Below are 23,299 nucleotides of genomic sequence, written 5' to 3'. Positions count from 1 at the left end.
ATGGCTAATATACTTGCCGTCCTTGGCCAATACACCAGATATTTGTTCTGGAGACCATTGCTCAGTAATAAGAAGGCACTTCGCCTCTTCCATGACATCCTTGTCGACTGAACGATTGCCTGGCTTTCTGCGCCTTGTTTGTACTGCATTTGCTTGGGCAGTTTCCCAATTATAGTGTCTTCTGACTCCACTATTACGTCTTATCTCACGAGACACTGTACTTGCACTTACATTTATCGCCTTGGCAATATCTTTTTGTTTCGTTCTATTTTGGAGTAGCACAGAAATTGTGTACCTTTGCTCCGAGGTTAATTGTTTGTACATTGCAATGCAAAATTAATTAATCTTTGGGAGACAGAGGTCTCCCTTTCTTATTTTTATGCATTGCTTGTTGATTTTCTTCTCATGGGGGCTTCTCGCCCCAAACCCCTCGGTGTTTTCAGGTATAGATTATTAAGCTACACCAGCACTTGGGATTGCAGTTCTATGTTGAACTTGCGAAAATGGATTACTACTCTTATGTTGTAGGCTGTGCGTTTTTTGCAGTTTGGTTAATCTTTTATAGTATATGCGATTTGAGAAGCAGAAGTTTGAAAGGTTATCTCACCAAACAACTCCCAGTATTGTATTATATTCCAACGGGTTCTGGAGGGAGGTGGTACAGTAGTGGGATCGAAATAGAATGTAAAGGAAGTAAGCAAAAAATCCCAACATCTCATGAATCAGATAGCCTATATCAGATTTATGGAGACTCGGTCATCAATCATATCGTAGTACGATGCTTGATAAAGGAACCTTTTCCTGATGTATATTATGTAGATAGCGTAGGAATAACTTACAAATAAGTTAGTTCTCTCAAAACATACTAATATGACGAACTAAATCGCTTAAATTTTGCTACAGGTATAGTTAAAAATGCCTTTTATTCTAATGAGATGACTTTTGGACTGATGGATAAGCCAATTTGTTAAGGTGTAGAAGGTGGACTCAGCATCGACAGCTAAGTCGTGAGGATAAGACAATCCGTTATACTTACAATGCTACAGGTTAGCGCATCGTGATGAGTTACAGTATGATGGAGAGTGTGTATATCAATGCTATTGTTCGGTGCATTTCTCTATGTAGGCTGACTTTAGTGCCTAATCATATCAATTTTGTAAGAACAAATATATAATGAAATAATAATTATAGTGTTATGAGTAAAGTATGTCTTTTATTACTTATTCTAAATGTCGTAGGGATGGTGAGTTGTATGGAACAGCCTCCGAAGCAATCTCGAAAACAACAGGGCCATCAAGAAAGACTTGTGAAGAGGGAGGTAGACTTGATAAAGAAAAATGACCACAAAATCAGAGAATATTATCGAGAGCTTGCAGAAGTAGGACTTGATGGAGTCACGGTAATGCCTATAGACAAGAAAGTGGAGTATACAGATCTTGCAGTAGAATTGAATTTCGAAATCCTTAAAAGGATGGGATTTCAGCCTGTTAGCGATGTTGAGGCACAAAAGGCTCTCAAGAAGTATTATAATATAGATATATCTGAAAGAAATAACTCTCTGTTTAAAAAAGGACTTCGCAGATATGTATTTAAAGACGGGCTACCTCAAGAGCGTTTGGAACAGCGTAGGTCTATGGACGATGGAGCTACGGAAACCCTATTTTGCTTTTGGTATCGGAATATTTTTGTTCCTAAATACAACTATATTATATTCCATCCTATAATTGAAGGTGCTATCGATCTTGAAGGCTTTGATGACGAAGATGCTGATAATAATGTAGTCAAAAAGGGTAAATTATCTTACAGGACAGATGAAGATCTTTTCTATAAAAATCAATTTATCTTCCACGACAGTAAGGCTGCACTCACTTGGCTTATGAATAATAACAGGAACTTCCTGCGTGAGTTGTTCCAAGAATACGGTTACGACAAGTCTGATGTGATTAATAAGATGATGATAGATGACGTGAAAGGGGAGGAAGAACTCCCTATAGGAAAAGAGTACAAGGAACTCTTTGTTTCAAAAGCTGTGGATGGAAGACTTCTCATCCATCAAGGACTGCTGCAGTATATGTTGAAACATGCTGATAGGAAGAATTTGTATTACTGTATGTTGGATGAATATTTATTTTCCTTGTTGGACATGGAAAATGAACCAGAGTTCGACAACCTGACGAAAGAAGAAAGATACAAAGCCGGTGCATACATCGGGTATTATTATGGTCTGATGTATGAGAAATGTATAGGGACACCTTGTGATAATCAAGGTTTTGGATATGCCCTGTACTATCAGAAAGACTTTGTCCCATTCATCAAGAAGAATAATTACTTCCACTTGAAGGACTTTGATAAGATAATACAAAGGCACTATGACCGGTATCAGGAAGGAGTTGAGATAGAAAGACATCGTATGTCTGGTGAGTAGTATAATATTATGCTATTATTTAACTTTATATGGATAGCTTATCTGTAATGTCACTTTTTATGTCTATCGGTGGATGGAAAGAAGATCTCCATAAGGCATTTTTCTCATCAATGATAGTAAAGATTGCTATATGTAAGGTAAGGATGAATTATGAATTGATATAACAACCTATAGTAGAAAATTGGATGAAAGAACGCATATTTATAATATTTTGTTTGTTTGCATTGGTTGCTAACTTTTGTCAAGCACAGTCTTCTGGTTCCCACCATATAATGGTTGAGAATGAGTTTGTTAATACAGGATTAATGGAGCGTGAAGACAGTATGCAATCTCTCCTATTGGAAGAGTATGCGAAATCACATGGTTATAAGACACCAGACTATTACGTGTTCAAAGAAAAGTGTCTACAGTTATTTGGAATATGACTTCATCCGTCTGCACAAGTGTACAGCTTAGATATAAACAAGGATATTATATATTCTGTCAATGAGTTCGGCAGGTTTATTTTTACAGGCAATGAAAGTCTATTTTATCAGCCTGCATTAGACCATGAGCCGACTATGAGTGAGGCTCGAAAAGTTCTTTACACGAAAGGAAATGGTATAGCGGATATGTTCCTGGCATATAACAAATTACTTTTCAATGACAATCCCTCTTCTTTGTCTTATTTCTATAAAAACAAGGACAATGCGATAGATGTTGTCTTTGACCTAAATTATGAAAAGAATGACCAGCTTATCCGTCGTGCCATAGATTACACTTGTCAAAATGGTTATATAGCCAATGATGTCAAGAATGTTTTGTTCTATAACAATCCATCAAGAGGATACAGGAAGAAATTAATTACCATGTTTTATCAGCAAGCGGCATCAAACAAAAGTTGTATGAAGGCTTTTGAAAACCTTGTTTATGCCTACTACAAGCATTATAAGCAAATCAACGTGGAGCAGAAAGTGAAAGATGAATGTTTGGTATGTTTGTTGGACTGTTTGAATAAATATGACGAAGCGCGTCAAAGTAATATTCTCAAGGTAATGGATAAAAAAGCATACCAACATCTTTATAACTTTATGTTGGTTGATAAGGGACTTGCACAGAGGATGAAAAGAAATAATTATTATGGAAAAACAGCTTTGCGAGATATTGTTGAAGCAGCAATCCTGTTAAACTCCACGACAGATGATCGAACAGATTATTATATCGAAGATTCAGATGGTTATACTAATATACGTGAGTCTGGAAGCCCTAAAGCTAAGATAATAACTCGAATTAAATCGGGGAGTTTTGTTGATGTTATAGACAAGAGTGGAGGATGGTGGAAAGTAAAGACTGATAACGGCAAGGTTGGATATATTCATAAGAGTAGAATTAGATATAATTAGTATCATCCTTCTTATCGGCTGAGATAGCTAATATCCTTGTATATTGTTTCTTCTCATGCTTTAGTGTGCCATAAATCCCTTCTTACTAATAGTAAACTCACTACACACAGCGGGCTATGCAAGTCGTTAAATGCCTCATTCCCTCATAGATTAGATTCTTTAAAAGATACAATTCGCAAAAATAGTAGATGTACATATCGAGTTAGCCGTCCTCTATATTAGACAATCTAAAGGGCTCTTTACGGAGTGTACATGACGTCTGGACGAAATGTACGAGGTGCTCGGAAAGTTTGTCCAAAGCCTCCGGACGATTTGTCCGAGGCCTCCGGACAGATTGTCCGGGACGTCCGGACAAATCTCTATTGGGCTAAATACTAACTTGAAAGGAAACAAAGATGATACTTACTTCGTATTTTTAGCTTTCCCCAAAATGTAGAGTGATGAAGTTTATAAAACAACAGGAGAACTTATGTAAGTACTTGGAGGATTTTACATCTGCGAAACTTAGTACAACATCTCTTTGATTGTTCTGTATTTTTAGTAGACTACATGCTTTTTGTTGACTCTTCGTGTGTGTAAATAACTCCCTTCTCTTTCGTTATCAGAATGTGAAAGGATACGTACGATATTGCGGTACACAAAGTCGCTGTTCGCTATTTTGGTTTTTCATTCAAGGCCAGTAACAAGATAAGGTGCACTTGCAGATAATGGATAGCCACATAATAGGACACCATTTATTCAGTAAACAGTAAAGGGCAACATTCCTTTTGTTGCTTTTGTGGAAATTTTAGTTTTGGAAAATCGCTTCTAATTTTGCTGTCATATCTGTCATTATTATCATTGGTGTAACAATTTAATAATAAGTGATTTACGCTAAATGTTAAAACTGACAGCAAATGAAAATAAAAATAAGTTAGGGTGTAAATGATGTAATCGAACTATTATAAGTAATCAAACACATGTTAAACTACAATTGATGATTTGTTCGAATAATAAGATTAGATACATAATCCTAATAAAGAAAAATAGGGTTGTTTATAGGATTTATAACATTTTGTAATCATCATATTCTCATATAGTTATAAAGTATTTATTCTATAACAGCATAGGATTTATAAGAACTTTATTACTAAAAAAGATAGAAAAAGTTTGGTTAGTTCATAAAAAAGTAATACCTTTGCACTCGCAAAAACGAAATGAGCACCCTTAGCTCAGTTGGTAGAGCAACTGACTCTTAATCAGTGGGTCTAGGGTTCGAATCCCTAAGGGTGTACAAGAATTGATTTCTAACCCAGGTCTTTTCGTTTAGCATGCACCCTTAGCTCAGTTGGTAGAGCAACTGACTCTTAATCAGTGGGTCTAGGGTTCGAATCCCTAAGGGTGTACAAGAAGGATTTCCTCATATGAGGAAGTCCTTTTTCTTTTGTTATTTTCTTATCTTTTCTACCGTATAATTCGATTATTTTGTGTAAGTTTGCACATTATGAAACGAACTCATTACAAATTATACATAATTGTTGCCCTTCTTTTGATAAGTACCACAATGTTGGCTTATAGTAGTGGGGTGGGGCTGATAAGTTATCCTGGAGGTAAGTGTTATATGTTTCGTGTAACATTAAAGGACAAGAATGGAACACCTTTTTCATTGGATAAACCTGATAGGTTCCTTTCAAAAGCTTCTATCCTTAGACGTGAACGTCAGGGATTGAAAATTGATTCAACGGATTTACCTGTATCTCCTGTCTATCTCCAGCAGATAAAGAAAAGAGGATGTAAAGTTGTTGCTATAAGCAAATGGAACAATTCTGTGCTTGTTCGTGGTGACAATCGACAGACGTTAGAAGACTTAAAGGTATTATCCTTTGTCAAAGATAGCAAGTTAGTGTTTACATCTCCAGATTCGATTCGTCCTTTTTCTCAGCGTGTACACTATAATTCAGAGCTTCAGACCCTTGACTCTTCTGCCCACGATTATTATGGTATGGGGAAAGAACAGATAGAGAACTTGAATGGAAGAAAATTACATAATCTTGGTTTCATGGGGCAAGGTATAACGATAGCAGTGCTCGATGCAGGGTTTATGAATGTTGATAAGATGCCTGCCTTTAAGAATTTAAGTCTTAAAGGAACGCGTAATTTTGTTGCAGGGTCTAAAGATGATGTTTTTAAGGAAATGGATCATGGGACAAAGACGTTGTCTACTATCGCTATGAATCAACCCACTTTATTTGTTGGCACAGCTCCCAAGGCTGATTTTTGGCTGCTTCGCACGGAGGACTATCTAACGGAAAGTCCCGCAGAGGAAGATTATTGGATTGCTGCTGTTGAGTTTTCAGATTCTGTGGGGGTGGATATTATTAGTTCATCTCTGGGATATCATGGGTTTGATGATAAGACGCTGAACTATTGTTATTCCGATTTAAATGGAAAAACTGCGGCTATATCACAAGTTGCATCACGTTTAGCAGACAAGGGCATGATTCTTGTTAATAGTGCAGGAAACGATGGGATGGGAACATGGAAGAAAGTTAATGTTCCTGCCGATGCTTATAATATTCTCACAGTAGGTGCGGTTTCACCAGATAAGATAAATGCTCCTTTTTCTTCAATAGGTCCTACAGCTGATGGACGAATAAAGCCAGACGTGATGGCTTATGGTTGTCCGACAAATGTTGTATCGGGTAGGGGATATATTATTCCAGATAATGGTACATCTTTCGCTTGTCCACTCATTGCCGGAATGGTAGCCTGTCTGTGGCAGGCTGCGCCTAACAAATCAGCCTCAGAGATAATAAGTATAGTACGTCAAGCAGGAAGTAATTGTCAATCTCCAGATAATATTATGGGATATGGAATTCCTGACTTTTGGTTAGCATACCAGGCTGCTACTCGTTATAGTGAGAAGTAAAATAGTAGAAAAGAATCACAGAAAAATGACTAAGACACTCTCACTTTTCGAATTGAACAGTCTTGTGGCAGATGTTATTAACACTACGATGTCACGTTCTTATTGGGTAGAAGCAGAACTATCTGAAGTCCGTGAGAATCGTGGCCATTGTTATATGGAGTTGATTGAAAAGAATGAGAATAGTAATGTTCCTATTGCACGGGCCTCTGCTAAATGCTGGAGTAATATCTGGTCTGCTATTAAACCTTATTTCATTCGTATCACAGGACAACAGATAAGAGCCGGGATGAAAGTAATGTTACAAGTTCATGCTCAATTCCACCCTCAGTATGGTTTCTCCTGGATTGTAGATGATATTAACCCTGAATATACAATGGGCGATATGATGCGTAAGCGTCAAGAGATAATTCGTCAGTTGAAGGAAGAAGGAGTATATGATTTACAGAAGGAACTTAGTCTTCCATTGTTTGCGCAACGAATAGCTGTTATCTCTTCAGCAACAGCTGCTGGATATGGGGATTTTTGTAATCAGTTAGAGAATAATGAGTTGGGACTATATTTCCATGTAGAATTGTTCCCAGCAATCATGCAAGGTGATAATGTTGAAAGTAGTATTATTGCATCCTTGGATCATATAAATAATCGTGAAGAAGATTTTGATTGTGTTGTTATCATTCGAGGTGGTGGAGCAACTGCTGATCTTAGTGGTTTTGATACGTTAGGTCTTGCCGAAAATGTAGCTAATTTTCCATTACCCATTATTACTGGGATTGGGCATGAGCGTGATGAAAGCATCTTGGACATGGTTTCATATCAGCGTGTAAAGACACCAACAGCAGCTGCGGCCTATCTTATCAATCATCTTACTTCAACACTTATAAGAGTTGAAAACGCCCAATCAACGATTATAGATTATGTAAAAAAAGCATTAGAAATAGAGAATATGCGCATAAAACATATTGGCGCTCAGATTCCCGTGTTATTCTCTATCGTACGAACAAAGCAAGAAGCCCGACTTGAAAGTTTGTTTCAGCGTTTATTTACAGCGTCCAAAGAGCTTATGAAGCAATCTGACTTTCTACTGCTCTCTTTACAACAACGAGTACAACCTGCAGTAAGAGGTCGGTTGTCTTCTGAGCATCATCGACTTGATGTACTTGAACATCGTGCTCGGTTGCTTGATCCTACTTTACTTTTAAAACGTGGGTATAGTATAACGTTACATAACGGTAAAGCTATTCATAATGCTAACGATTTAAAGATTGGTGATACGATAACTACTCTACTTGAAATAGGGCAGATAGAAAGTAAAGTTGAGAAACCATCTTAAAAGTTTATAAGCAAATAGATATAATTTATAAATAAGGAATAATGAAAGATATTAAATACGAAGAAGCTGTTCGACAGTTAGAAAAGATTGTTGATAAGATGGAGAGTGGTGAACTTGATATTGATTCAATGGCTGCACAATTAAAAAAGGCACAAGAATTGGTAAAACTTTGTAAGGACAAACTAAAGTGCACAGATGCGGATATACAAAAGCTCTTGGAAAAGGAATAAGGTTGAGTTATTAATTATAAATTGACATATAAGTATATTTAACTTGTCAATTGGTTGTATGATAAAATAATTTTGTTTACTTTTGTATTTAATAATCATGAATAATAACTTAACACACAAGAAGATGAAGAATATCGAATGGTCAAGTTTAACTTTTGGCTACATGGCAACAGATTATAATGTACGCTGTTACTATCGTAATGGTAAGTGGGGTGAAATTGAAGTCTCTTCAGATGAGTATCTAAAACTTCACATGGCTGCAACCTGTCTTCATTATGGCCAAGAGGCATTCGAGGGGTTAAAGGCTTATCGTTGTCCAGATGGTAAGGTACGTGTTTTTCGTGTAGAGGAGAATGCAGCACGTTTGCAGAATACAAGCCGTGGTATTGTAATGCCAGAAGTCCCAACAGACTTATTTGTTGAGATGGTAAAGAAAGTAGTCCGTCTCAACCAAGAATTTATCCCTCCTTACGAAAGTGGTGCGTCTCTTTATATTCGACCTCTTTTAATAGGAACTTCTGCTCAAGTAGGTGTACGTCCTGCCGAAGAATATTGTTTCTTAATCTTTGTTACTCCAGTTGGTCCATATTTTAAAGGTGGATTCTGTGCTAATCCTTACGTTATTGTTCGTGATGTGGACCGTGCTGCTCCGTTAGGAACAGGAATGTATAAAGTCGGTGGTAACTATGCTGCGTCATTGAGAGCCAACCGTCATGCACATGAGCAAGGTTATGCGTCAGAGTTCTATCTTGATGCAAAGGAGAAAAAATATGTGGATGAATGTGGCGCAGCAAACTTTTTTGGTATAAAAAACAATACGTATATTACACCCAAATCATCCTCAATCTTACCTTCGATTACAAATAAAAGTTTGATGACGATTGCTGAAGATCTTGGTATGAAGGTAGAACGTCGGCCTATCTCTGAAGATGAGTTAGATAGCTTTGAAGAGGCTGGTGCTTGTGGTACGGCTGCTGTTATATCTCCGATTTCTCATCTAGATGACATGACAACTGGTAAGGTTTATAATTTTGGAGACAAGCCAGGACCATGGTCAACAAAGCTCTACGAAACACTTCGTGGCATTCAATATGGTACGATTGAAGATAAGCATGGTTGGACTATGGTCGTCATTGAGTAAGTTTACTTTAATACGAAAAGAAATCTTGTCAAGTTAAGAGACATAATTATCAAAAATTACATCAAAGTATCGATAAGCTTATTGCTTAGTGCTTTGATGTATATTTTTATGCAGGTAAAACACGTTATAAAGTCTTTGGGTAAAAGGAATTGATACTGTAGATAAATATTTATAAGTGAATTATTTGGAAAAATAACAATAAAGTAGTAATTTTGCAGTCGGAATTATGCTTGATGACTTTTTTATTAAGAATTAAGTTACATTTTAAATAATAATTGAAATGAATATATCAAAGAAAATGCAGGATGCGTTTAACGCACAGATTGCAGCAGAAATGTGGTCATCAAATCTTTATCTTCAAATGTCATGCTGGTTCCGTAAGGAAGGCTGGAAGGGTTTCTCAAGCTGGATGTATAAGCAGGCGGAAGAAGAAAGACAGCACGCAATGGATATGGCTCAGTTCGTTCTCCATCGTGGTGGTGAGGTACTCCTTACCAGTATAGATGCTGTTAAGACCAGTTGGACTGATGCTAAAGAGGTATTTATCGAGACATTAGCTCATGAGCGCAAAGTTACTGATCTTATCAATAAATTGGCTGACGTAGCTGATGAGGAGAAAGATCGTGCTTCACAGAATTTCATTGCGAAGTATATCGACGAGCAGGTTGAGGAAGAGAAGAATGTTCAAGATATCTTGGATTCTTTCTCTCACTTGGAAAGTCACGCTATTGCACATATCGATAGCAAACTTGAGCAAGCTCGATAAGAATGGAGAAAATAAAAATGTCAGGGCATTTAGCTCTGACATTTTTGTTTGTTTGTATTAGTTAAAACTTACGGATAAGATTATTTTTATCATATAGATTATTTATTTCCAACTATTTCTGATGTTGTTGGGTGCTCTTTGGTATGAACTTTATCATATCTTTATTCAGATGAGTAACACTGATTTGCTGTCCATCCTTACTAAAAACAATTTTATAGAAACCTCCCGTTTTATCTTTCCGTTCGTAGGTGTAGGCAAATTTATTAATATTCCAACAAGTATCATGCTGTGCTGCAAGCTCTACTCTTTGGTAAAACGTCTTGTTAGGAATGGTGTCAAGTATTAGAGTTGCAGTATAGTTACCACTTGCAACAGTCTCCTCATCAGCTGCTAAACTGACAGAGTCGGGTATGAAAGGAGTAGTCTTAGCCACTTTGTATTTAGGGAAATGAATAGAAGTGATGTTGAATAAGTCTATATTCAGTTTCCCATTCTCAACTTGTGGAGTGAACTCCTTTGCGGCGACAGTATCCTCATCATTACTACCTTCAATTGCCTTACTCTTATGACAGGATGCAATGACAATAATAATAAGTACTATTACAAGCAATATTTTAGCTATATGTTTTGAAATACTATTCTTCTTTTTCATGTTTGTTATAGTTTTTTGCAGAGAGGTTTTAATTTCTCTAATCTCTTTCTTGCAGTAGGATTGTTAGGACAGAGTCTAAGCGCCTTTTCATAGTTTGCTATGGCTGCATCCGTCATAGCTTCCTGTTCACATTCTTTTCCCATCATAACATATTCCACCGATAATTCTTTTAGGTATTTATCCTTTTCTGCCTGTTCTTTTTTCAGCGTCTCAATTTCATCTCGTAGCTGATTAATGATATTCAGTTTTCGTCTGATGAATCGCTTTGCTGCTGGACGTTCAATATCATATCGGCTATGAATAGCAAGGAAGAAGTTACGGAGGAAAGAATCAAAGTCGCCTTCGTTGAAAGCAGATATAGCGTCGTAGTACTCTTTATCTGCCTTACTCTGTTTAAGTGCTGTAGAGATAATATTATTATCATTATAGTGTTTGGCAAACTGTGTTACCTCACTTCTTACAAATACCTCATTCCTTCGAAGTGGTTCTTTTAATGTAATGCCCTCCAAACTTGTACACCGTGAAAGTGCAACGTATGCTTGTCCACCAGCAAAGACACCACCTGTGAAATCAATATTAACGTTCTTGAATGTAAGTCCTTGACTTTTGTGTACTGTAATAGCCCAAGCCAACTTAATAGGAAACTGTATATAAGTCCCAATCTGCTCTTCCTCAATTCGCTGTTCATCTTCATTAAATCGATATCTTATATTCTCCCACATCTCTCGTTGTACCTGTAGGTCGTTGCCTTCTTCGGTATGTATATATAGCATACCAGCTTCTTCGTCAATACCGATGATGATGCCTAAGGTCCCGTTTACCCATTGCTTTTCTACGTCGTTCTTAATGAACATAATATGAGCACCGACTTTAAGATTTAGCTCTATAGGAGTAGGTAGGCTACTTTCTGGGAACTCTCCTTTAATTTCTCCCAAGAACATTACAGCGTCCCCATCAAGGTTTTCAAGTCCTTCGTTGTTAATCCAGTCTACTGTATCTCGCTTGGTGGATAGTGTAATCATAAAATCCTCTTCATTTTGGCCAGTATGTCTTAATTCTGCATCAACACGTTCATTAATCAGTTTAAAATCTATGTCAGTCGCTTGATTGGTACGTATATGGTCAAGAATAGATATAAATAGAGGATCATTCTGACGATAGACCTTATTAAGTTCGATGCTTACAAGAGGATAATTCTGAAATACCTTAGCATCAAAGAAATAAGAACTTGGATAAAAAGGTTGTAAAAGTTTACGATCTTCCTCCTTTAGTACAGGCTCTAATTGATAGATATCTCCTACTAAGAGAAGTTGTTTTCCTCCAAAAGGTTCACGCATATTACGATTATATAGACGGAGAACCTTATCTATAAAGTCGATGATATCAGCTCTAACCATACTGATTTCATCAATAATAATCAATTCTACTTCTCGTAATAGTTTGCACTTGTCACTATTGTACTTCATCGTACTACGTAAGTTACGAGCGGAGTAACGTTTATCATTAGGTACAAGTGGATAGAAAGGAAGTTTGAAGAAGCTATGCAACGTACTTCCTCCTGCATTGATTGCAGCTATGCCTGTTGGGGCTAGAATAATATGTTTTTTCTTTGTTGTTGCTGCAATATAACGAAGAAATGTAGATTTTCCTGTTCCTGCTTTCCCCGTTAGAAATAAGCTATTATTGGTAAATTGAATAATCTGAAGTGCTTTCTGAAGTTCAGTATTATTCTGTATATCGGTAATTGCTTTCTCCTTTGACATTGCTATCGATGTCTAATCAATCATATATATCCACAGAAAAGAAATTCTCTGTGGATATATAAAAGCTAATTCCATCAGTTAGTATATAACTTTTAGACAATCAGAAACATTTTAATAGGATACACTGTTCCTGTTTCTCTATATTTCCATATCCTCACTGCGTGGCTTCTTCGCTTTCTTGATTATTTGTTGTGACTCATTATTATTGTTATTACCTTGTCGTTCAGGTGCCGGCTGAGGTACAGGCTCTAATATAAAGCCACCTTCATCGCTATTCTCATTTTCGTTGCTCGGCTCTTCTTCCTGTTCTCTGTGACGTCTATGACCAGAAGATATATCTCGTAATGAGTCTGGTGCTGCACGACGAATGACTGAAGGCTGGCAATTATACATAGTAGGGTCTATATCTTCATCTGGGTCTAACTGCCATTTAGCATGATACTTTTGGAAAGTCTTATCCCGCATCAAACTATAGATAAATTCACCACAGATTGGTAGTGCCGTCTTAGACCCTTGTCCCAAGGCACCAGTTCGGAAATGGATAGAACGATATTCACCTCCTACCCATGCACCAACAACAAGTTTTGGACTAACAGCTATAAACCATGCGTCAGAATGGTTATTACTTGTTCCTGTCTTGCCTCCCCAATCGGTATCACCAAAGATATAATGACGCAAAGCCAGACTTGTACCGCCACCTTCGTTCACACCAGCTTTCAACATCTCCTGCATGAGGAATGCTGTCTTATAAGGTAATGCTTTCTCATGATCTTTGGGAGCAACATATACCTCATTCCCATCCTTGTCTAAGATACGTGTTACAACTACTGGGACATGATGTTCACCATCATTAGCAATAGTGCTATAGGCATTTACTAACTCCAATAGATTAACGTCGCTGGATCCAAGTGCCAAAGAAGGTTCGTCATCTAACGGACTCTTTATACCCATCTCTTGTGCTGTTCGTATCACATTCTTAATACCCATCTCTTGGCCTACTCGTACAGCGATAGAGTTGATACTACGAGCAAAAGCACTTTTTAATGTGATTGAATCGTTAGAGAATCTACCATTTGCATTGTGTGGTGTCCATGTCTTCATCTGGCCCGTCTTCTTATCGAGAACCTGCATACTGATATACTCATCACGACGTTTGTCACAAGGTGTTAATCCTTGGTTAAATGCTTCTGAATAGACAAAGAGTTTGAAAGTAGAACCAGGTTGACGTTGTGCAACCACCTTATCATATTTCCAAGTCTTGAAGTCGATGTCACCCACCCAAGCTCTTACTGCGCCTGTCTCAGGTTCCATTGCAACCATAGCACAGTGCATAAACTTAACCATGTAACGGATAGAGTCCATTGAAGACATTTCTTTCTCTATCTGCCCTTTCTCATAGTCGAAAAGTTTTACCTTGTGTGGTTTGTTCAGATAATAGAGAACGCTATCAGGCTGATTAGGATACTTCTGTAATAGTTTCTTATAGAAAGGTTGACGTTCTGCAATCCCTTCAATGAACCCTGGAATCTCATTTCCTTGTGCATCGCGCCAAGGTTGCATACCTCGCCAATGGTTATTAAAATTCTGCTGTACCTTCTCCATTTGCTTTGTTGCAGCCTGTTCTGCATACTTTTGCATACGAGTGTCGATAGTAGTATATATTCTTAAGCCACTACTATAGAGGTCATAACCATTATCCTTCATCCAATCTTTGAAATACTCAGATATATATTCACGGAAATATTGTGCTTGTCCGTCATAATTTTCTTCGACGTGTATATCTAATTTCATTGGTAGCTTAGAGTATGTGGTATACTCATTACGTGGCAACACATTATGCGTGACCATATTATATAACACAGTATTACGACGTCGTATAGAATTCTTTGGATGTAATATAGGGCTATAGTAAGTTGTAGCTTTCAACATGCCTACTAAGGTTGCAGCTTGATCTATAGACAATTTAGAAGGGCTTGTATTAAAATAAGTCTTTGCTGCTGTCTTAACACCGAATGAGTTGTTGCCAAAGTCAACAGTATTAGCATACATTGTAAGAATCTCTTTCTTAGAATATATAAGCTCTAATTTAACTGCAATGATCCATTCCTTACTCTTCATGATGAGCATACGAAGACCTGGGACATGTCCCAACAAGCCAGAAGAATACTGCGTGCGGACACGAAACATATTCTTAGCTAACTGCTGTGTTATCGTTGAAGCACCTCGACCGCCACCACGTGTTAAAGCGTCTTTGATGGCACCTCCGATACCCATAAAGTCAATTCCATGATGGCTATAGAAGCGTTCATCCTCTGTACTAATGAGTGCATTCCAAAAAGCTGGATTAACTTCTTCATATTTCACAGGGGTTCTATTCTCCTTATAGAACCGACCTATTAAAACAGAATCAGCACTATAAATTTCAGATGCAGCGTATGTAGGTGGAGTCTTGATATCAATAAACCCTGGTGATTTACCAAACAACCACAGGAAATTAATGTCTACCATTCCCAAATAGAGGAAGATAGCGACAATAAACGATACTACTCCTACCGCTGTCTTGGTATACCAAGCACGCCCTTTATAAAGTTTAGCATACCAAGGAAAGAAATTTATAATCCCTCGGATGATACTTTTAATAAATTTGAAAATCTTCTTTACCATTTATTGTTATTCTTCATCATGAAAAGGCCTACCCATTGATATCGTTCGAAAACGAACTTCTTAGGGAGCCATGCTATCTTATACAAAGATAGCTATTTACTTGTATCTGAAACTATTGTGCTGATATATTTTAAGATTTCTTCAACGTTATCTGGATTGAACCATTGAAGGTCATCATCTTTTTTATACCATGTAAGTTGTTTCCGAGCATATTTACGTGTATTACTCTGAATCTTAAATATGGCTTCATCAAGTGTTGTTAATCCATCAAGATATTCAAACATCTCCTTATATCCGACCGTATTAAGTGAGTTAAGCGTCCTTTTAGGATAGACACGTAATGCTTCTTTTATCATCCCCTCGTCAATCATGTTTAGAACTCGTTGATTGATTCTGTCGTAGAGCTCATTCCTATCCCGGTTTAGTCCAATCTTAATAATATTAAATGGACGTTCCTTTGTAGTGTTTGAACGAAAGGAAGTGTATGTCTTCCCCGTTTGGATACATATCTCAAGTGCATGGAGGACACGTCGTGGATTTTTCCTATCTACAATTTCCCAATGCTCTGGATCAAGATTCCTCAATAAGTTACACATCTCTTCCAACCCTTCAATCTCTAAGCGTCGCATCATCTCTTCACGTATCTCGGGTCGGATTGTTGGTATATCATCAATCCCTTTACATACAGCATCAATATACATCATTGATCCACCTGATAGTAGAGAGATAGAGGTGTCTTGGCTATTAATGAGATTCAATACATCTTGCTCATATAAACTTGCTGAATAATAATCTTCTAAGTGGTGGTTACCAACAAAATAGTGTGGTACACGCCGTTGTTGTTGAGCTATTGGTGCAGCTGTCCCTATAGGTATTTCTGAAAATATCTGTCGAGAATCAGCATTGATAACAGGCACATTAAAATGTTCTGCGATAAGCAGTGTAGCTTCTGTTTTACCAACTCCTGTCGGTCCAGTAATTATTATTAATGTCTTATTTTTCAAGCTGATAAATAATTATAACAGACTTCCACTACACTTTTACATCGTATGGATATGTTTTATACACTTGTTACCAAACACATATTCTCTCTCTTAAAAGAGAAAGGGGGAGAACTATTATCTTATAATTCCACGTTCTGATGCTTCAACAAAGTCGATGATATATTGTATCTCTGGAGTGAGTTGTAATTCGCTTTTAATTCTCTGAATGTTCTCAGCACGCGTGCCCGTACCATAAAGGATACGATAAGCATTGTGGATAAGTTCGATGAGTTCATTTGAGAAACCACGGCGACGAAGTCCTATAAGATTGATACCCATATAGCGTGCAGGCTCTTTACCTACAATAATATATGGTGGTATATCCATAGAGAAACGACTTCCACCCTGTACCATAACGTATCCACCGATATGGCAGAACTGATGACAGAGAATATTTGCAGAGATGATTGCATTATCATCAACAGTTACCTCACCTGCAAATTTCGTCGCATTACCAATAATATCACCAGAGCCAATGACGCAATCATGAGCAACATGTACACATTCCATCAATAGGTTGTTGTTACCAACTTTAGTGACACCCTTTGAAGCTGTACCACGTGAGATAGTAACATTCTCACGGATAGAGTTATTATCACCAATCTCACAAATTGACTCCTCGTTCTTAAACTTTAAGTCCTGTGGCTTAGTAGATATACTGGCACCAGGGAAAATCTCGTTGTTATTGCCTAAGCGTGCACCGATGTGGATGGTCACGCTATTTTGGAATACGTTATTATCGCCGATAACCGTATTCTTATCGATATAACAGAACGGTCCAATTATATTGTTATCACCAAGTTTTGCCTCTGGATGAACAAAGGCTAATGGGCTTATCTGATTCATGATAATATAATCTTATAATTACTTGTTTTTAACAATCTGTGCTGTGAAGGTGGCTTCTGCTACTACACGTTCACCAACAAACATATAACCCTTCATTGAACTAATCCCATGACGTACAGGACCGAGCAGTTCAACACGGAACATGAGGGTATCACCTGGAACGACTTTCTGGCGGAACTTAACGTCATCAATCTTCAAAAAATAGGTTGACCAACGCTCAGGCTCTTCTACTTGAGAGAGTACTAAGAGGCCACCACATTGAGCCATCGCTTCTACCTGTAGCACACCTGGCATCACAGGTTCCTGTGGGAAATGTCCTTGGAAGAATGGTTCGTTGCTGGTTACATTCTTTATACCAATAATACTTGTTGAGCCCATTGCAATGACCTTATCAACTAACTGCATTGGATAGCGGTGTGGTAAGAGTTCACGGATACGGATATTATCCATTAACGGCTCTTCGTTTGGGTCATAGATAGGAGCCTGCACCTCATGCTTGCGTATTTCTTTACGCATTAAGCGAGCAAACTTATTGTTCACAGTATGACCTGGGCGAGTAGCGATGATACGACCCTTAATAGGTTTACCAATCAAAGCCATGTCACCAATGATATCCAAAAGCTTATGACGTGTACACTCATTATCCCACTGTAATGGCTTATGCTGAATATAACCAATGTTATTCGCATCCATACGTGGAACCTTTAAGAGATCGGCCAACTGGTCAAGTTTCTCTTGTGAAACCTGCTGCTCATAGATAACAATGGCATTATCCAAGTCACCACCTTTAATAAGGTTAGCCTGCAAGAGCGGCATAATGTCACGTACAAAAACGAAGGTACGTGCTGGCGCAATCTCAGTTGCGTAGGTGTTAATGTCATCCAGCGTAGCAAACTGACTACTAATAAACTTAGAGTCAAAGTTACACATAGCAGTGATAGAGAATTGTTCGTCAGGGAGAATGGTAATGACAGAACCATTCTTGTCCTTAATCTCTATCTTCTTACGGATGATGTAGTAATCCTTTGGAGCATTCTGGTCAACGATACCTACCTCGTTGATTTTATCAACATACATCGTCGCAGAACCATCAAGGATAGGAAATTCAGGACCATTAATTTGTATCAGACAGTTATCAATACCCATTGCATAAAGAGCAGACATTCCATGTTCTATCGTACTAACACGTGCCTCACCCTTGGCCAATACAGTACCACGTTGAGTGTCGACAACATTCTCTGCAACAGCGTCGATGATAGGCTGTCCTTCAAGGTCAATTCTTTGTATCTTGTAGCCTGTATTTTCTGGGGCAGGGTTGAATGTTACAGTAAGACTCAATCCTGTATGAAGTCCCTTTCCGAAGAGAGAGAAACTTCCCTTTAATGTTTTCTGCTTAACTGTTTCCATGTATGTTATTTATTCTTTTTCAGTTCTTCTATTTCTTTTTGTAGCGCATTCAGCTGCTTGTACATCTCTGGTAAACGTTGGAAGATTGCTTGTGACTTAAAGTAAGCACGCTGTTCCATTGGAAGGGTTCCAATGAGTTGTTGATTACTCTTTAAACTACCAGGAACTCCTGACTGTGCACCGAGAAACACCTTGTCACCAATAGTGATATGACCAGCAATACCCACTTGCCCGCCAAACATACACCATTGTCCAACCTTGGTAGACCCAGCAATACCCACTTGCGCAGACATAACAGTATTTTCTCCAATATCGTTGTTGTGTGCTATTTGAACGAGATTATCGAGTTTAACACCCTTACGTACGTATGTGCTACCCATAGTTGAGCGGTCAATACAGGTGTTGGCACCAATCTCTACATTATCTTCTATTGTGACAATACCAATTTGTGGAATCTTGTCATAACTGTTGGTCTCTGGATTAGGAGCAAAGCCGAAACCGTCAGCACCAATCACACAGCCAGAGTGGAGGATGACATTGTTGCCTATCTTACAATCATGATAGATGCTTGCATTTGGATAAACAATACAATTGTTACCTAACTGCACACCATCCATTATCGTTGCATGAGGATAAATCTGACAGCCATCACCCAAAGTTACGCCATCACCAATATAGGCGAAAGCACCAATATATACATCCTTACCAATAGTTGCCTTAGATGAAACAAAGGCAAGAGAATCGATACCCTGCTTCTTAGGCTTCATACCCTCGTATAATTGCAGCAACTTTGCAACACAGTCGCGTGCGTTCTTCACACGGATAAGCGTAGGCTTAACGGGTTTATCTACTTGAATGTCTTCATCTACGAGGACAATGCTGGACTCTGTTTCGTAAAGATAATGTATATATTTAGGGTTTGCAAGAAAGGAGATAGCTCCTTTCTTACCTTCTTCAATCTTGGCGAAAGTATTAATGGTAACGTTTTCATCACCTTCAATACAACCTTGTATGAATTGCGATATTTGTTTCGCAGAGAATTCCATTTATATTGCCGTTTATTGATTATTATTTGTGCAAAGATAGGGATTTTTATTTAGAAACGTTGATAAGAGAGGTAATATTTGCATATTTTTTTGAGAGTAATTCTATGTTCAAAATCTCTGACGCCTCGGTTATATCCTTCATCGTACCATCTTTATAGAGAATACTGATGTGGTCGTCGAAAGGATTGTACATATCTTTCTGTACTCGATTTACTCCTACAAGGTAATCACAGTCAGTGATACTTACTCCATATTGTTCTGAAATCTGTTGTTTAAGCTGTTTAAGTTCTTCTTCTGTAGGTTCCTTTTCTCTCACTTCCACCTTAAATATTTTCCGATTTATTAGATTTGATGACAAAAGTGAAAGTATCTTGTCATCATGTTGTTGCCATACTTTAATGGCACTCCATATATCGTTGTCATCCAATGCTATATAGTTGTCCAATGCTTTACCATCTTTATGGAAAGTATCGGCAGTTATATCATTGTAAAGGAAGTAGCGAAGGGCAGGTGAGGCAAATAGTTCAACCCCCTTCTTTGCTAAGTGTTTGGCTCTGTGCAAAGCATTTATAAGAACATTCTCACATCCGACTGTTGTTTTATGCAGATATACCTGCCAATACATAAGTCGTCGGGAAGTAAGATAATTCTCAATAGAATAGATTCCATTTGACTCAACCACCAACGTATCGTCAACCACGTTAAGCATCTTGATGATACGTGCTGAACCAATATTACCCTCTGTTACCCCTGTAAAAAAGCTATCTCTACGAAGGTAATCAAGCCTATCCATGTCAAGTTGACTGGAGATAAGCTGATGGAGATAGGACTTTGGGTATTCGTTTTTGAAGATACTAATAGCAAGATTTAGTGCTCCATGCATGTCTTGATTGATTCGGTCCATCATCATCAATGATATTTCTTCATGCGTTATACCGCTGATGAGTGTGTTCTCCAAGACATGAGAGAAGGGAGCATGACCAATGTCGTGCATGAGAATAGCTGCTTGTACAGCCTCAGCCTCACTATCAAAGACAAAGACTCCTTTCTGTTGTAGCGACACAAGAGCCTCACTCATAAGATAAAAAGCACCTAAAGAATGTTGGAAACGTGTATGCTGTGCACCTGGATACACCTCCTGTGTCAGACCCAATTGTTTTATGCGTGTAAGTCGTTGCATAAGTGGATGACGAACGATGTCAAGTAACAATCCACGTGGCACTTTTATAAATCCAAAAACAGGGTCGTTTATTATCTTTGCATCTGTCATCTTTTCTATGTTATCTTGCTCTTTTATCATTAGATTACAAAGGTAATATATTTCCTTTAGACAACAGCCTGTCCTATTAATAATTTACTGGTATCATGTAGAAAAGACCATTCTGCTTCCTTTCAAAGCCATATTTGTTGTATTATATTCCAATTCCAATGTCAAATTTATCAGTTTCTACTAATTTTTTAAGGGATTATCCTGCTTATTACTTCTTATTCTCAATCTGTGTACAAGGGCTTATTAATGATATCACGAAGACTTAGTGCTGATTTTTTGAAAGCTTAATCAATGGTAAGATTGGGATTGCGAATAACGTAAGTTGCAATTAGTAAGCCCCTGTTTCGCCTATGACAAACATAACTTACATGGTTATCAGGCAGCAAGAATATCAAATCAGGGAAAACGATAGATTAGAATAAATAACATAAAAACTTGTCTGTTTCATTTCTTATCTATAATCTTTTCGTTAACTTTGTAGGCATGAAACGATTGATTAACTGGAAAGAATTTGTTGTACTCTTCATAGTTATTGGGTGCATATACTATCTCACAAGGTCATGGTTTATTACTGGTGGAGTCCTCGTTATCCTACTGTTGATAGATGGTTTATTACGTCAGTACGACCATAAAAAGCAAAGTGAGAAACGTGCTGAAGATATTAAGAAAAAGCTGGAAGAGCAAGACGATTAACTTTAGGCATGTGGTTTTGTAGCTTTATCATTCTAAAGCTATCAAAATGTAGAGGTCATTATGTAGAAGGAGAACGAGGCGTTACGAGTCGTTCTGCAATTAGCCTACATAACAAATTGGATTATGGAGCAACTATTAGAACTATATACGAATTGGAAGGGTAGTAGACCCTCAAATGTAGAAAAGTTGGATGGAGCAGGTAGCAACCGTGAGTATTACCGATTATATGATGAAGAAGGTAATGCTGTTATTGGTGTTATAGGAACAAGCCGAGATGAAAATCATGCTTTCATCTATCTTGCTAAGCATTTTAAGAAGCGGCGCTTACCTGTACCACACCTATTGGCTGTTTCTGCAGATGAGCTTTGTTATCTACAAACAGACCTTGGTAACATGTCGCTCTTCGATGCGATACGGGGTGGGCGAGAGGCTGGAGGACGCTATAATCTTGCTGAACAAAAACTGTTACGCAATGCTATAAGAGAATTGCCAAATATCCAATTGCGTGGTGCAAGAGGGTTAGATTTCTCTAATTGTTACCCACAACCAGAGTTTAATCAGGAGAGTGTACTCTTTGATTTGAACTATTTTAAGTATTGCTTCCTTAAAGCAACTGAGCTCGACTTCCATGAATTAAAGCTTGAAGCAAACTTCCGTATGTTTGCGAAAGACCTAACCTCGGAGAAAATGGACTCTTTTCTCTATCGTGATTTCCAAGCTCGTAATATCATGTTAGACAAGGAGGGAAACCCCTATTTCATAGACTTTCAAGGTGGAAGAAAAGGACCTTTCTATTATGATCTTGCGTCATTTCTGTGGCAGGCAAGCGCAAAGTACTCTTTCAAGCTGCGTCGTGAGTTGGTATTTGAATACTATCAAAGTCTTAAGAATTATACAGAGGTTCCTTCTAAACGCCATTTCGTCAATCGATTGTCGTTGTTTGTTCTCTTCCGTACGTTACAGGTCTTAGGTGCATACGGGTTCCGTGGATATTTTGAAAGGAAGAAACATTTCATTGATTCTATCCCTCCTGCGATACAAAATTTACGTGATCTCTTGGCCTTAGGAGATGATATTTTTCCTTATCCTTACATGATGGATATGTTGAAGCGACTGACATTATTGCCCCAGTTTGCGCATATAGAGAAGCCTGCGGCCAATAGAACTGATGGCTTGAAAACAGCAGAGAAAGATGTTTATAAGGCTAATCCATTAGATGGTCCTGCCACATTCTCTAAATATGATGGTAAGGGTCCGCTGGTAGTACGTGTGTTTAGTTTTTCTTTTAAGAAGGGTATTCCTGAAGATACATCTGGTAATGGAGGCGGTTATGTGTTCGACTGTAGAAGTACTCATAATCCTGGTCGATACGAGCCATATAAGAAGATTACGGGATTAGACGAACCTGTCATTCGCTTCCTTGAGGATGATGGGGAAATACTCGACTTCTTGAAGCCTGTTTATAAGCTTGCTGACCATCATGTAGAACGCTATATGCAACGTGGATTCACCGACTTGATGTTTTCTTTTGGATGTACAGGTGGACAGCACCGCTCTGTTTATAGCGCACAGCATCTTGCCGAACATCTTAATGAGAAATATGGGATAGAAGTACACATAACGCACAGAGAACAAGGTATCGAGCAGACCCTAAAAGCTAAATAATACTTAGGAACTTTATAGGGTAGGTGGTTTTAGATAATAGAATAAGAATAGGGACGTATAGTTCGTGA

At 38.0% G+C, this 23,299-nt stretch carries 19 protein-coding genes and 2 tRNA genes; 12 read left to right on the top strand and 9 right to left on the bottom strand.

Annotated features, from left to right (window positions below):
* Positions 1 to 324: helix-turn-helix domain-containing protein (locus HMPREF0666_RS04770; RefSeq protein WP_009011207.1), on the bottom strand; the 324-nt coding region annotated here is incomplete at its 3' end.
* Positions 325 to 1,195: 871 nt separating this feature from the next.
* On the opposite strand from HMPREF0666_RS04770, the gene HMPREF0666_RS04765 reads away from it, so the two are divergent.
* The 10 genes from HMPREF0666_RS04765 (at position 1,196) to HMPREF0666_RS04725 (ending at position 10,182) form a co-directional block, all read left to right on the top strand.
* A complete protein-coding gene (locus tag HMPREF0666_RS04765; RefSeq protein ID WP_009011206.1) occupies positions 1,196 to 2,425 on the top strand; it encodes a hypothetical protein in 1,230 nt (409 codons plus the stop codon).
* Between the two features lie 185 nt (positions 2,426 to 2,610).
* Complete coding sequence (locus HMPREF0666_RS16050; protein WP_009011204.1) at positions 2,611 to 2,850, top strand: hypothetical protein; 240 nt, start codon at positions 2,611 to 2,613, stop codon at positions 2,848 to 2,850.
* A gap of 18 nt (positions 2,851 to 2,868) precedes the next feature.
* The gene (locus tag HMPREF0666_RS04760; protein ID WP_157600242.1) at positions 2,869 to 3,807 is read left to right on the top strand and encodes an SH3 domain-containing protein; all 939 of its coding nucleotides are present in this window, start codon (positions 2,869 to 2,871) and stop codon (positions 3,805 to 3,807) included.
* A 1,200-nt stretch (positions 3,808 to 5,007) separates the two neighbouring features.
* Positions 5,008 to 5,080 (top strand) — tRNA-Lys (locus HMPREF0666_RS04755).
* Positions 5,081 to 5,119: 39 nt separating this feature from the next.
* Positions 5,120 to 5,192: transfer RNA gene (locus tag HMPREF0666_RS04750), tRNA-Lys, on the top strand.
* A 98-nt stretch (positions 5,193 to 5,290) separates the two neighbouring features.
* Positions 5,291 to 6,715, top strand: a complete 1,425-nt coding sequence (locus HMPREF0666_RS04745) for a S8 family serine peptidase (RefSeq protein WP_009011202.1) — start codon at positions 5,291 to 5,293, stop codon at positions 6,713 to 6,715.
* Positions 6,716 to 6,740: 25 nt separating this feature from the next.
* On the top strand, positions 6,741 to 8,045 hold the full coding sequence (xseA, locus tag HMPREF0666_RS04740) for an exodeoxyribonuclease VII large subunit (RefSeq protein ID WP_009011201.1): 1,305 nt from the start codon (positions 6,741 to 6,743) through the stop codon (positions 8,043 to 8,045).
* Positions 8,046 to 8,086: 41 nt separating this feature from the next.
* Positions 8,087 to 8,275, top strand: a complete 189-nt coding sequence (xseB, locus tag HMPREF0666_RS04735) for an exodeoxyribonuclease VII small subunit (protein ID WP_009011200.1) — start codon at positions 8,087 to 8,089, stop codon at positions 8,273 to 8,275.
* A gap of 124 nt (positions 8,276 to 8,399) precedes the next feature.
* Positions 8,400 to 9,416, top strand: coding sequence for a branched-chain amino acid aminotransferase (locus tag HMPREF0666_RS04730; protein WP_009011199.1), 1,017 nt, complete (start codon positions 8,400 to 8,402; stop codon positions 9,414 to 9,416).
* Between the two features lie 280 nt (positions 9,417 to 9,696).
* Complete coding sequence (locus HMPREF0666_RS04725) at positions 9,697 to 10,182, top strand: ferritin (protein WP_009011198.1); 486 nt, start codon at positions 9,697 to 9,699, stop codon at positions 10,180 to 10,182.
* Positions 10,183 to 10,294: 112 nt separating this feature from the next.
* On the opposite strand, the gene HMPREF0666_RS04720 is transcribed toward HMPREF0666_RS04725, so the two are convergent.
* The 8 genes from HMPREF0666_RS04720 to HMPREF0666_RS04685 form a co-directional block, all read right to left on the bottom strand.
* A complete protein-coding gene (locus tag HMPREF0666_RS04720) occupies positions 10,295 to 10,834 on the bottom strand; it encodes a hypothetical protein (protein WP_009011197.1) in 540 nt (179 codons plus the stop codon).
* Between the two features lie 5 nt (positions 10,835 to 10,839).
* Positions 10,840 to 12,597 (bottom strand): ATP-dependent RecD-like DNA helicase, encoded by a 1,758-nt coding sequence (locus HMPREF0666_RS04715; protein WP_009011196.1) that lies wholly within the window; start codon positions 12,595 to 12,597, stop codon positions 10,840 to 10,842.
* A 138-nt stretch (positions 12,598 to 12,735) separates the two neighbouring features.
* Positions 12,736 to 15,261, bottom strand: coding sequence for a transglycosylase domain-containing protein (locus HMPREF0666_RS04710; RefSeq protein WP_009011195.1), 2,526 nt, complete (start codon positions 15,259 to 15,261; stop codon positions 12,736 to 12,738).
* 92 nt (positions 15,262 to 15,353) lie between these two features.
* Entirely contained in the window at positions 15,354 to 16,265 is a 912-nt protein-coding gene (gene miaA / locus HMPREF0666_RS04705; protein ID WP_009011194.1) for a tRNA (adenosine(37)-N6)-dimethylallyltransferase MiaA, read from the bottom strand.
* Positions 16,266 to 16,379: 114 nt separating this feature from the next.
* Complete coding sequence (gene lpxA, locus HMPREF0666_RS04700; RefSeq protein ID WP_009011193.1) at positions 16,380 to 17,150, bottom strand: acyl-ACP--UDP-N-acetylglucosamine O-acyltransferase; 771 nt, start codon at positions 17,148 to 17,150, stop codon at positions 16,380 to 16,382.
* 18 nt (positions 17,151 to 17,168) lie between these two features.
* Positions 17,169 to 18,557: a bifunctional UDP-3-O-[3-hydroxymyristoyl] N-acetylglucosamine deacetylase/3-hydroxyacyl-ACP dehydratase gene (locus HMPREF0666_RS04695; RefSeq protein WP_009011192.1), complete on the bottom strand. Its 1,389-nt coding sequence runs from the start codon at positions 18,555 to 18,557 to the stop codon at positions 17,169 to 17,171.
* 5 nt (positions 18,558 to 18,562) lie between these two features.
* A complete protein-coding gene (gene lpxD, locus HMPREF0666_RS04690; protein ID WP_009011191.1) occupies positions 18,563 to 19,603 on the bottom strand; it encodes a UDP-3-O-(3-hydroxymyristoyl)glucosamine N-acyltransferase in 1,041 nt (346 codons plus the stop codon).
* A gap of 46 nt (positions 19,604 to 19,649) precedes the next feature.
* On the bottom strand, positions 19,650 to 20,873 hold the full coding sequence (locus HMPREF0666_RS04685) for an HD domain-containing protein (RefSeq protein ID WP_369750536.1): 1,224 nt from the start codon (positions 20,871 to 20,873) through the stop codon (positions 19,650 to 19,652).
* A gap of 483 nt (positions 20,874 to 21,356) precedes the next feature.
* Here HMPREF0666_RS04685 and HMPREF0666_RS04680 point away from each other — a divergent pair, with 483 nt between their 5' ends.
* Together HMPREF0666_RS04680 and HMPREF0666_RS04675 are read left to right on the top strand one after the other, a co-directional pair.
* Positions 21,357 to 21,566 (top strand): hypothetical protein, encoded by a 210-nt coding sequence (locus tag HMPREF0666_RS04680; protein WP_042856033.1) that lies wholly within the window; start codon positions 21,357 to 21,359, stop codon positions 21,564 to 21,566.
* 123 nt (positions 21,567 to 21,689) lie between these two features.
* Entirely contained in the window at positions 21,690 to 23,231 is a 1,542-nt protein-coding gene (locus HMPREF0666_RS04675; protein ID WP_009011188.1) for an RNase adapter RapZ, read from the top strand.
* The last annotated feature ends 68 nt before the right edge of the window (positions 23,232 to 23,299 follow it).

This window comes from Prevotella sp. C561 (assembly GCF_000224595.1).
GTDB classification, from domain to species: Bacteria; Bacteroidota; Bacteroidia; order Bacteroidales; family Bacteroidaceae; genus Prevotella; species Prevotella jejuni.
The sequence above is the reverse complement of the archived record's forward strand: the minus strand, read 5'-3'. Positions and strand labels throughout refer to the sequence as shown.

Excerpts from the sequence above, each read along its gene's own strand:
- HMPREF0666_RS04765 (WP_009011206.1), top strand. The coding sequence starts at position 1,196 with ATGAGTAAAGTATGTCTTTTATTACTTATTCTAAATGTCGTAGGGATG.
- HMPREF0666_RS16050 (WP_009011204.1), top strand. The coding sequence starts at position 2,611 with ATGAAAGAACGCATATTTATAATATTTTGTTTGTTTGCATTGGTTGCT.
- HMPREF0666_RS04745 (WP_009011202.1), top strand. The coding sequence starts at position 5,291 with ATGAAACGAACTCATTACAAATTATACATAATTGTTGCCCTTCTTTTG.
- xseA (WP_009011201.1), top strand. The coding sequence starts at position 6,741 with ATGACTAAGACACTCTCACTTTTCGAATTGAACAGTCTTGTGGCAGAT.
- xseB (WP_009011200.1), top strand. The coding sequence starts at position 8,087 with ATGAAAGATATTAAATACGAAGAAGCTGTTCGACAGTTAGAAAAGATT.
- HMPREF0666_RS04730 (WP_009011199.1), top strand. The coding sequence starts at position 8,400 with ATGAAGAATATCGAATGGTCAAGTTTAACTTTTGGCTACATGGCAACA.
- HMPREF0666_RS04725 (WP_009011198.1), top strand. The coding sequence starts at position 9,697 with ATGAATATATCAAAGAAAATGCAGGATGCGTTTAACGCACAGATTGCA.
- HMPREF0666_RS04720 (WP_009011197.1), bottom strand. The coding sequence starts at position 10,834 with ATGAAAAAGAAGAATAGTATTTCAAAACATATAGCTAAAATATTGCTT.
- HMPREF0666_RS04715 (WP_009011196.1), bottom strand. The coding sequence starts at position 12,597 with ATGTCAAAGGAGAAAGCAATTACCGATATACAGAATAATACTGAACTT.
- HMPREF0666_RS04710 (WP_009011195.1), bottom strand. The coding sequence starts at position 15,261 with ATGGTAAAGAAGATTTTCAAATTTATTAAAAGTATCATCCGAGGGATT.
- lpxA (WP_009011193.1), bottom strand. The coding sequence starts at position 17,150 with ATGAATCAGATAAGCCCATTAGCCTTTGTTCATCCAGAGGCAAAACTT.
- HMPREF0666_RS04695 (WP_009011192.1), bottom strand. The coding sequence starts at position 18,557 with ATGGAAACAGTTAAGCAGAAAACATTAAAGGGAAGTTTCTCTCTCTTC.
- lpxD (WP_009011191.1), bottom strand. The coding sequence starts at position 19,603 with ATGGAATTCTCTGCGAAACAAATATCGCAATTCATACAAGGTTGTATT.
- HMPREF0666_RS04685 (WP_369750536.1), bottom strand. The coding sequence starts at position 20,873 with ATGACAGATGCAAAGATAATAAACGACCCTGTTTTTGGATTTATAAAA.
- HMPREF0666_RS04680 (WP_042856033.1), top strand. The coding sequence starts at position 21,357 with ATGAAACGATTGATTAACTGGAAAGAATTTGTTGTACTCTTCATAGTT.
- HMPREF0666_RS04675 (WP_009011188.1), top strand. The coding sequence starts at position 21,690 with ATGGAGCAACTATTAGAACTATATACGAATTGGAAGGGTAGTAGACCC.